General features: G+C 37.4%; 10 protein-coding genes. 5 read left to right on the forward strand and 5 right to left on the reverse strand.

Annotated features, from left to right (window positions below):
• Positions 1 to 321: 321 nt before the first annotated feature.
• From H740_RS06285 to H740_RS06295, 4 genes are all read left to right on the forward strand, one after another.
• A complete protein-coding gene (locus tag H740_RS06285) occupies positions 322 to 2,157 on the forward strand; it encodes a site-specific integrase (protein ID WP_002952489.1) in 1,836 nt (611 codons plus the stop codon).
• Between the two features lie 77 nt (positions 2,158 to 2,234).
• Positions 2,235 to 2,360 (forward strand): hypothetical protein, encoded by a 126-nt coding sequence (locus tag H740_RS12410; protein ID WP_269430636.1) that lies wholly within the window; start codon positions 2,235 to 2,237, stop codon positions 2,358 to 2,360.
• Between the two features lie 82 nt (positions 2,361 to 2,442).
• On the forward strand, positions 2,443 to 2,682 hold the full coding sequence (locus H740_RS06290) for a type II toxin-antitoxin system HicA family toxin (RefSeq protein WP_002952490.1): 240 nt from the start codon (positions 2,443 to 2,445) through the stop codon (positions 2,680 to 2,682).
• Positions 2,679 to 3,050: a type II toxin-antitoxin system HicB family antitoxin gene (locus H740_RS06295; RefSeq protein ID WP_002952491.1), complete on the forward strand. Its 372-nt coding sequence runs from the start codon at positions 2,679 to 2,681 to the stop codon at positions 3,048 to 3,050. The genes H740_RS06290 and H740_RS06295 overlap by 4 nt, the downstream gene beginning before the upstream one ends.
• Positions 3,051 to 3,267: 217 nt before the next feature.
• On the opposite strand, the gene H740_RS06300 is transcribed toward H740_RS06295, so the two are convergent.
• The 4 genes from H740_RS06300 to H740_RS06315 form a co-directional block, all read right to left on the reverse strand.
• Positions 3,268 to 3,780: a metallophosphoesterase family protein gene (locus H740_RS06300; protein ID WP_002952492.1), complete on the reverse strand. Its 513-nt coding sequence runs from the start codon at positions 3,778 to 3,780 to the stop codon at positions 3,268 to 3,270.
• Positions 3,781 to 3,922: 142 nt separating this feature from the next.
• Positions 3,923 to 5,800, reverse strand: coding sequence for a relaxase family protein (locus H740_RS06305; RefSeq protein WP_002952493.1), 1,878 nt, complete (start codon positions 5,798 to 5,800; stop codon positions 3,923 to 3,925).
• Entirely contained in the window at positions 5,797 to 6,129 is a 333-nt protein-coding gene (locus tag H740_RS06310; RefSeq protein ID WP_002952496.1) for a plasmid mobilization protein, read from the reverse strand. Before H740_RS06310 ends, H740_RS06305 begins: the two co-directional genes overlap by 4 nt.
• 548 nt (positions 6,130 to 6,677) lie before the next feature.
• Positions 6,678 to 7,835 carry an RNA-binding domain-containing protein gene (locus H740_RS06315; RefSeq protein WP_002952498.1) on the reverse strand — a complete coding sequence of 386 codons (1,158 nt, stop codon included), beginning with the start codon at positions 7,833 to 7,835 and terminating at the stop codon, positions 6,678 to 6,680.
• A 62-nt stretch (positions 7,836 to 7,897) separates the two neighbouring features.
• Between H740_RS06315 and H740_RS11710 the strand changes: the two genes are divergently transcribed.
• A complete protein-coding gene (locus H740_RS11710) occupies positions 7,898 to 8,041 on the forward strand; it encodes a hypothetical protein (RefSeq protein WP_156318406.1) in 144 nt (47 codons plus the stop codon).
• Positions 8,042 to 8,145: 104 nt separating this feature from the next.
• Here the strand turns inward: H740_RS11710 and H740_RS06320 are convergent.
• The coding region (locus H740_RS06320) for a calcium-binding protein (RefSeq protein WP_034957539.1) at positions 8,146 to 8,449 on the reverse strand (304 nt) is incomplete at its 5' end.

Consider the following 8,449-nt stretch of genomic DNA (forward strand, 5'->3'; position numbering starts at 1 on the left):
ACTTGAACTCCCGACCTCCGGCTTATGAGGAATTTTAAATTTACCTCTTAAAAGCCCGAAATTACGGCACTTTAAATGATTTTTATTTCGCGTGTATATAAAACTGTTCCACTTTTGTCCACCGGTGACAGATATGGCACATCACTTAAGAGAGCGAAACGGCATATATTACTACAGAGCCGTACTTACTCCTAGTATTAGAAAGTTTTTTAACGAAAAACGGGAAATTTGCTTTTCTACCTCCACGAATCTCTTGGAAAAAGCTAAAAAACGGCTAAGATTCTAGATAACAATCTTTACCTTATAAAAAGGGCGGTTCATATGAATCTTAATGATAGTATAGTTCAGTCTTTCGTAAATTCGTTTATGAGAATAAAGCTTAGCAAGAGTATTAAAGAACATTCGCTTCTTAATAAAAAGCTGGACGTAGATTTCTTAAATGCTCTAAACGCTTATTTTAAACAAAATTTGATCGACGGCGAGTTTCCCGAGGTACTCGTTAAAGACGTAAATAATATAGCCCGCGTAGCCGGCGTCTTGGATGATAAAGATAAACAAGCCACCGGACAAACCCTTTTAGAGAAAAACATATTAACCCTTAACTACCTTATTTCTAAGCTTGAAAAAAGTAGTCTGCTGTTTGACGATAAGCAGGAGCAAAAGTTCCTCGACGATGAAGACCGAGGCGATCTTAACGGTAATCTAGATAAACCCGATACGATCTTTATAAACAAGCAAGCTATAGCCTCCGCATTTGACGCAAAGAATATCGATTCATTTCAGGATAATATAAAAGAGCTGGAAGATGCAGGATGCTTGCCGATGACGGACGGGCAGTTTGAAGCTATGGCGCAAAGATTAAGCGATACCGTATGCGCCATATTAGATAAAAAGTACGGTTCGGTCTCAAATTTGGAACTAGTTAAAGTAAACGACGGCAATAGAAGCATAGAAGATATCGTAAAAAATCCTTATCCTCGCAAAAGCATAAAGGTAAAAATAGACGATAAAAATAGTTTTGGTATGGTTGATCCGGGAGCTGAAATTACAGAAGAGTACGAGATTAGACAAGTGCTTCAAGCTCCTTCTTTAAGCAGTTTTAATCAGACCTTAGTTGCAAATTCGGAAAATCAAAAAACTTTAAAAGAGGCGTTTGAAATCTTTGAGGCTAATACCTCAAAGCTGGATAAATGGTCGCAAGATACCGAGAGGCTGGTAGCTAGCGTAAGAAAACTCCTGTTTTTATATTTTAGCGAGCAAGCCTCGGTAGCTAATATTACTAGGGATAATTTGCTGGAATTTAAGGAGCTGCTATATAAAGTTCCCGCCAAGCTAGCCCAAAAGAGTAAGTATAAAGATAAAAATTTATCTCAAATACTTAAAATAGGAGAAAGCGACGATAAACTCTCCGAAGTTACTATCCAAAAATACATGATAAGGGTTATTCAGTTTTTTAATTATTGCTTTGATAGCGGATATATAAATAGAAGCATAACCGCAAAAACAAACATCAAGCTAGATATTGACCCTAGCGATAGAGCTGTGCTTCCATACGACGTAACCGAAGCTAAAAAGATATTTGACATAGTATCTAATATTAAGCAAAGCGGTAAATCGCCTAGCTCTAGGATAAAAGCCGATGAGCTTTACTATATTACTATGATAGCTGCTTATAGTGGCATGAGAATAAAAGAGATCACTCAGCTTCATAAAAAAGATATGGTTTTAAAAGACGGAGTTTATTGTTTTAGTATCAACACCGATGACGGAAAAACTACTAAAACTAAAAATAGTATTAGGTTTGTGCCCATTCATAGTAAATTAATAGAATTAGGACTACTTGATTATGTTAATGGCAAAAGGATCGGAAATATCTTTAAAGTTACGAACAAGGATTTCTCTGAAATTTTTAGAAATCAGATTCAAAGAAAACTAATAACCAAAGATCCTAAAAAGACGTTTTATTCGTTTAGGCACTATTTTATAAATTACTTGGTACAAAAAGAGGTAGCAAATGACACCATTGCTCAAATAGTGGGTCATGAAAAACAGTATAAAATCCTACTAAATACTTATGCTACGCCTATTAACGTTAGTGCGTTAAAAGCTAAAGTTGAGATGGTTAAATATGAGGAGGGCGGGATGCTTAAAAACTAAATAGGGACTATTTTTCGTTTTATCCGTAGGTAAAATAGCGAATAATAAAGTATATATAATCCTATAAAAGATGGGATTTGAATAAATATCGACGTCCATTTTATTTGAGCGGCACTTATCCAAAAGCCCTTAGATACAATACTATGATATACGCCGACGCTACGGGTGATATGGTCAAGAAAGAGATGAAAAGGGTGATGTAGAGTGTTTGACAGTTATATGTTATTATGATACAATAACTATATATTGAATATGTATTTTTATTTATAGTAAATTGGAGCAAGGATGTCGATTTCGAGTAAGCTAATCAAAAAATTAAAAGAAAGTCCAAAAGACGTTAGTTTTGATGATTTGCATAAAATTTTAATCGGCCTAGGCTATGAATGTAAAAATAGCGGCGGTTCTCATTTCGTGTTTCGTAAGAAAAACGCGCCGACGCTAACTTTGCCTAAGCAAAAGCCTATGAAAATTTGCTACGTCAAAGACGTGCTTGAAATTTACGCAGACTTAAAGGAAGACAAATGAAAAAAGATTTAAACTACTACCTAAATTTACCCTATGTCGCAATCGTCGTAAAGGATAAAAACTTTGACGATACGTTTTACTATTATGCTTACTACAAGGAGTATGAATATATAAAAGGCACCGGAAATAACGAAGCCGAAGCTATAAGCGATTTAAAAAGCGCATTTAAAGACGCGTTGGTTGAAATGCTAGCGGATAATGAAGAAATAATAGAACCTAGGTCGCTTAGTATTAAAACAAAAAGCTATGCTATTACTATGAAAGAAAATATAATGCAAGAGATAGATGCCACAGCAAAAGAGCTCGGCATTTCTCGTTCGGCATTCTTGGCTATTTCGGCTAAAAACTATATACGCGCGTTGCAATAATGCACGACAAATAAACGGATATAATTGCCTAAATTTAACGTATCAGGATAGCATTTATAAATTTGCTTGTGTTGTTAAGCCTTTAATTAATGCCCTCTTGCGATGATCGCTAAATTTTAGTAAAGCGTGTAAGCACGCTTCATATCTCCACTACGCTAACCCTGGCTCTTTCAAATTTTTATCGCAACCTGGATTGTAAATCGTGGTATGCTTTAGCCTACATATATTTTTTAGGATTATGGATATGCCCGCAAAGAAGGATTTTTGGAGTTATGACTTGTTTGCCGATAGCGTTATAAAGCTTTTCGCTACCGTAATCATCGCCGCTGTATCCAACGGAAGCTTTCGTGTAAGCAGGCGGAACATGCGAAAGTAAAACGTCGCACTGGGCAAATTTCGCGTAATCGGGCTTGAGATAAGGAGCGCAGCCGAATTTTACTCCGTTTATTTCTTTTACGGCGTTATCGGCATAAATATTTGGGATATCGTTTAACCATTCTTGCTCGTAGGCCAGCCCTACGTCGTGATTGCCGCTACAAACAAATACAGGTTTATTAAAACTTGCAAGCCATTCACTAACGTAAGCGATCTGAGGAGCTATTCCAGTCTGGTCAAAGGCGTCGATAAAATCTCCTGTTATGCAAACGATGTCAAAATTTGATTCAAGATTCTTGATAAATTTGAACCACGATTTATTGTAATGTAAATCTGTTGCATGGAGGATTTTCATTTGAAAGCCTTGCCGATTTTTATAAAAATCTTAATATTATATAGATTCATAACCATTTTCCTAAATATATCCAACTAAAACCATAAAACGCCATATCAAATTTTACCGACGCGCCGGTAACTCTTTTGTGTATTTTTGGCGATTAACGAGTCCTTGCCATGCTAAGCTCTTTTTGTCTTTTAAGCTCTACTAGTTTTTGGCGTTCCGGCTTTTTTAGTTCTCGCTCAATTTCAGATCCACAAGCGGTAGTAGCTCTTTTAGTTTCGCTCTCCAAGCACTCTCTAAATGCTGCGCCATATCGCTCGTTAGCTTGTCGTATATTGTGTTTAATTCTATTTTCATATCCTCCAAACTCTCTTTCAATATCGTCTTTATGGCCGTTAATTCGTTTTCTAGAGATTTGTAGTTTGTTTGCAAGCTCTCGTATTTGCTTAATAATTCCCGGTATTCCGTCGCCGAGTAGTCGCTTTCTCCACTCGTCAAGAGCTGATTTAATTTGCTCTTGATAGCTTCTATTTGCGTCTGTTCGCTCTCTAAGCTTTCTAATTTGTTCTCGCTTAGGCTTAATTCGTTCTTGTGCGCCGATAAGATATTCTCCAGCTCTTGTGCGAATTTGTTCGCTAAGTCCTCGTAGTAAAGCGCTGCTTTTGCTTTCTGCAATTTTTCGTATTTCTGTGCTAACTCGTCGTTCTCGTTCTGCTTGCTCTTTATCGCGCTCTGTAATCTCAGAATTTCTTCTTGCAATTTCTCTACTTCGTCTAATAATGCGGTCTGCAGTTTCGTCATCTACAATCCCCCGTTGTAAATTTGATAAAGTTTCGTCCCATCCGTTAGATTGTGTGTCGATTTGGGCAAAATCATGTAGCGAGACTCTCGGTTCGTTTTGCTGTCCGTTTCCTTGTATTTTAAATTCTCCGGAATCTGCCACTTCTGCAACTCTTGATTGCTCGCTAGTAGCTTCGAGTTTTGTGTTTGGTAGTCCGTTATGCGTTTGTCGTAGATCAAAAAGTTGATTAAATATCCTACTATTAACCCGATAACCAAGATTATTGCCGTCATACCACTCAATAATCTTTGTATTATAGCGGGCTTCATCTCGTTTAATATCGTTTCTTTGGTCTGCTTCATTTCGGAGACGATCTCCAAGAGTTGCTTCTTTGTATCGTTTTTTATTTCGCTGATCTCTTCTTCGTATATTTTCGCTAATTCGCTCTCTATTGTATCGACACTCTTCTTGTGTATCTCGATCAACGTATTTTCTAATTCTTTTTGACTCGCTTTCGCCGAGTTCGCTAAGTTTGTCAATGTCTGTGAACCGTCCGTCATAAATTCCTCCTCTCATTCTGTTGGGTCTTTTTTGATTGGATAATACTATGCTTATTCCGCTTTCGTTTTGTCTAGTAACCTTATAGCCGCTAGCCTCTAAAAGTTCTATCATATGGGCACGACTTTTGATGGCTCCTTGCGCCACTAACTCTTTTAGAGTTTTATCTAGCTGTGCGATCGTATCGTAATGAGCTAAGTCTTTTTTATCGATACGGATGTTTTGCTGCTTTGTCGGGTCGTTCGGACTGGTAAAGCCGTATTCGTCGTTTATGGTTCGTTTCCAAAGATCGATATTAAATTGATCGCGCTTGGCAAAGTATGGGTTAAAACTTTTGCCGGTTATTAAATCGATCTTGGGGATTAAGAAGTTAAGTTCGAGTCGTCCGTGCTTATCGCTATGTTCTACCCACAGTACGGCGACACGGTCTTTCATATAATCTCCAAGCAAAGCTCTTTCTAAGTCTTTTATAATATCTTGCTTTATTTCATCGCCGATAGAATTTGCCTGCTCGCTAAACGACAAGACCCCAAAGCAAGTTTTTTGCTTATAGGGCATTTGAGCTATAAGGGCTCTAACCTGAGCTTCGCTGCCTTTTAGAATGCGCGCAGTGCCTTGTTCTTGACGTTCATTTAGCAAATAGTTTACGCTACCTAGCCCGCCGCCGTTTTTTGTTGGTAGAAATTTAACTATCATCTCTGCTCTTTGTCTTGTTTGCTTAAGAGATCAAAAATAGCGTTTAAGCGCTCCAGCGACTCGTTGATTATATCAAGCGCTATTCTATCTAGGAGCTTTCCTTGATTTAAGTTGCGAGATATCTGGTTTAGATTATTCCCCTGTTTTGAGAGCTCTAAAACCAGTTCTCTTGTGATTGGAGTCTTTGTAAGAGGGCGAGAGAGCATAGAGCTCATTGCATACTTTGTAAAAGTAATACCGCCTAATTCGCTAATTTTAGCTAAAATTTTATCATGCTCGCTAGGCGTCATCCTGAGAATCTTTGTAATCGTTTTTCCCTCTTTTTTCATTGCTTACCTCTGCTGGGTTTTAACTTCATTTTTTATTTTTAATAGTAGTATTGATTAAAAATAAAAAATGAAGCGTCATAGGGGTATGGGGAGTGCGATCTCCGTCCTCATATTTGAAAAAATGCCGCTAAAAAATCGTTAGATTTTCCTAGCCGCCTTTGGCTAGATGCGGCAATTTTTCAAGGGGGTTAAGGGGGGCGTAGCCCTCCTTACGAGCACCCAAATATATTTAAATCTATTAGAATTTGTATATATATGGGGTATGCTCGCCCATATTTCTATTCTAAACTTTTTAGTTTGGCATTATAGCATAAAATCTGGCTATACAGACTCATTTTCACGCCAGATAATTTTATAGAATTAGAAAAATTACTGGAAAGATACCTAAGTGAATCCGCTCGCGACTAATGATTATGCTTTTAGGAAATTTTAAAAAATATGAGTAATTTTAGTAATATTGGCTAAGACAAATTAACGGAACTAGAGACTGGTAATACTTGAATTATATTAGTCTTCTATTTAATATATAAAGAATATAGACACCGCAATTATTTTTTATCTGACATTTCTTCTGTTTTGGGTCTATAAAACTCAACATCCACAAAATCCCCTTGCTCTCTTATCCTCGGTTGTTTTAGCTCCGCCCTCTTGCAAGCTATCATTATTCTGCTTATACCGCTCCCCCATTGCTCTATCAGGCCAAGCTCTTTAAATACATTTGCTATAACCTTGTTTCTTATCTCGCTCCTGCCTCTTAGTATGTCTTCTATGGTTACTATGTTTGGTAGGGCTCCTGGGGAGACGATGTTTACTATATCGTCATATACGCCTACTTTAATATCTCTTCCGAAATTTGCATAGTCTCTATGGATAAGAGCATTTATTAAAGCTTCTCTTAGAGCGACTATAGGTATCTCGTAGCTATCGGTTCTATATAGTCCTTCTATCTTGGCGCTTAAATTTATGTGATTTAGGATAAAGTTTTGAGTGTTTTCAAGGACGCTAAATATATTTCCCCTGTATTCTTTTTTGTCTATGAAGGTTTCCATCGTTACGCCTTTAAACCTAGCGCACTTTACCACACAATGAGGAAATTTACCAAGAAGTATCAAAAGGGCGTTTGTGGGGTAAGTGATGCCCCTGTCGGTTTTTATGAGTTTTAAATTTCTTAGCTTTTCATCGTTTAGTGTTTTACCTGTTTTAGCAAATCTTGTTTTTAGGGGTATCATATCTGGTTCTCTGACGGTTATATCGTAGTTTATCTCCTCGTCAAAGCTTACATATCTTTTGTGTCTTTGAAGCTCCTCTATGATTTGAGAGCCTGCTTTTCTATTCGTGGCGCCGACTCTTATGTAGACGCCATCGGCCACACCTTCGCTTTTTAGGAAATAGGGCATCAGGTTGCCGCGGAAAATCTCTATCACCAAAAGAAGTTTGCTGTTAATATTTATCGTATAAATTTCAGGCAAGATGTCCGGCGAGCAGCTGTCAAATATCACCGAAGCTATCTTGTCTTTTAGTGAGTAGACGCTATTTGCGTCTACTCCGGTTATATTTAGTTTGTCGTTTATACCAACTACTATTTTGCCTCCGCTAGTATTTGCAAAGGCGATTACTGTTTTTGCTATTGATTTATTATCGGGTAGCTTCTCTTTTAACTCAAGGGTTTTGCTTTCGCCGTTTTTTATTTGATCTAATATTTTCATTTTTGGCTCTATACTTTAAAATTTGAACTAAATAATACCAAAAGAGAGCTTATTGTTGGGGTATGGCGTTAAAGGCGAAGCCTGAGGCGTTAGAGGAAGCGGGCGCTTATATCACCCAGTTTGGTGCTGATGTAGCAAAGAGTTACATAAAAGATCAAGCTAAATTTGAAAAAATAGGGGACAATACTAGGGAGACGGAAGTGTAAAATTAAAATAAATGTTATATGTGGTAGAGATCAAATTTGATTTCTACCACACTTATTTCTTGGCTAATTTCAGCATTTCCCTTATAGTGTTTACATGTTATTCTTTAGGAATTCCACCCGCTCATTACCAGATTCATCATATCTTGGTTGTTTCTGATGGTATCGTGGCTGATACTAGTTATACCGTTATCTTTGGCGTAAGCGCTGATGTCCTGTATGATCTTATTTATTTGGGAGTTGGTGATGAAATTTCCATTGCCTAGTTCTACTTTGTCGATCTGATATGCTGTGTTGTTCATGTAACCATTAACTGTGACGGTATCGCTGCTGCCGTACTTGATGGATAGGTTGCTGCCGGTAAATACGAATGTCAAATCCTTTTTGCTAATTCCCTCTTTAAATTTAATT

The organism is Campylobacter showae CC57C (genome assembly GCF_000344295.2).
Taxonomy (GTDB): Bacteria; Campylobacterota; Campylobacteria; order Campylobacterales; family Campylobacteraceae; genus Campylobacter_A; species Campylobacter_A showae_B.

Coding starts and splice junctions, on each gene's coding strand:
- H740_RS06285 (WP_002952489.1), top strand. CDS start 322: ATGAATCTTAATGATAGTATAGTTCAGTCTTTCGTAAATTCGTTTATG.
- H740_RS06290 (WP_002952490.1), top strand. CDS start 2,443: ATGTCGATTTCGAGTAAGCTAATCAAAAAATTAAAAGAAAGTCCAAAA.
- H740_RS06295 (WP_002952491.1), top strand. CDS start 2,679: ATGAAAAAAGATTTAAACTACTACCTAAATTTACCCTATGTCGCAATC.
- H740_RS06300 (WP_002952492.1), bottom strand. CDS start 3,780: ATGAAAATCCTCCATGCAACAGATTTACATTACAATAAATCGTGGTTC.
- H740_RS06305 (WP_002952493.1), bottom strand. CDS start 5,800: ATGATAGTTAAATTTCTACCAACAAAAAACGGCGGCGGGCTAGGTAGC.
- H740_RS06310 (WP_002952496.1), bottom strand. CDS start 6,129: ATGAAAAAAGAGGGAAAAACGATTACAAAGATTCTCAGGATGACGCCT.
- H740_RS06315 (WP_002952498.1), bottom strand. CDS start 7,835: ATGAAAATATTAGATCAAATAAAAAACGGCGAAAGCAAAACCCTTGAG.
- H740_RS11710 (WP_156318406.1), top strand. CDS start 7,898: ATGGCGTTAAAGGCGAAGCCTGAGGCGTTAGAGGAAGCGGGCGCTTAT.